The sequence below is a fragment of the Oleiphilus sp. HI0132 genome (assembly GCF_001635845.1).
Window position 1 is genome coordinate 1 of record NZ_LWGJ01001623.1, and the last position, 1155, is coordinate 1155.

The window sequence follows — 1155 nt, forward strand, 5'->3', positions numbered from 1 at the left end:
ACTTCGCTGCACATCAATAGAGGAGTGAGATAGGCGTTCATGCCGTATTTCGAGCTCTTGAATTCGTTCTTCTGTTTGCTGGATCTTAGCTTGCTCAAGCTCTGCGCTTTTTTGAGCATTTGCAGAGTCCTGGTTAAATTGATCCCACCGAAGTTGCCAGGATTCCATGTCAGATTCGCGCATTTCCAGCTCGAAAGAGGATTGCTCAAGCTGCTCCTGAAGCTCAATAAATACCGCTTCAATTTCTTCTAGATCCGCTAGCACAAGCTCATGCGTTTCATGGTCAGCGGACAATACCTCGTCAATTTCAGCAATTTCCTCTTTAAGCCGACTAACCTGTTGCTCCTGCTCGAGCTGGCGGCTCTTAATAAACTTAAGTTTTTGCTCTAGCGCAGCAATCTCACCGCCAGACTGATAAAATTTTGCCTGAAACTTATTGAATACCTCTTGCTTGTCTTCAAGTTCAGTACGCAGCACATCCACTTTGTTTTCATTGCTATTCTTAGCAATAACGGCATCTTCTATTTCTTTTTCATATTTAACAGACAGATCGGACTTGCCCGATAGGTCCTGATCGAGAAGATCCCAATATACAAAATGAAGTTTTGCAGAGAGTAGACGTTCTTCTTTCTTGAATTCAGCATAACGTTCAGCTGCATTTGCTTGCCGTTTAAGGTGCTGAAGCTGCTTACCAAGTTCTTCACGAATATCGGCCAAGCGATCAAGATTGTCCTGAGTTCGACGCATACGGTTTTCTGTCTCTCTGCGACGCTCTTTATATTTGGATATTCCTGCTGCTTCCTCGAGATATACGCGAAGCTCTTCAGGCTTGGACTCGATTAAGCGGGATATCATCCCCTGCTCAATAATTGCGTAAGATCGAGGCCCCATTCCCGTACCGAGGAAAATATCAGTAACATCTCTTCTTCGGCACTTCGTGCCATTTAAGTAGTATTGAGAGCTACCTTCTCTTGTGACCTTGCGCTTTATTGATATCTCAGTGAATGAAGCATACTCACCACTCAGCTTGCCTTCCTGATTTTCGAACAACAACTCGATCGATGCTTGTCCGACGGGCTGTCTACCGGTAGAGCCATTAAAGATAACATCAGTCATCGACTCGCCACGAAGGTTCTTTGCCGAACTTTCACCCAT

Annotated in this window: 1 pseudogene; it reads right to left on the reverse strand. The window is 44.8% G+C overall.

The window, feature by feature from the left end:
- Nucleotides 1-1116: pseudogene (locus A3766_RS24955) on the reverse strand (chromosome segregation protein SMC); the annotation flags it as partial.
- Between the last annotated feature and the right edge of the window lie 39 nt (nucleotides 1117-1155).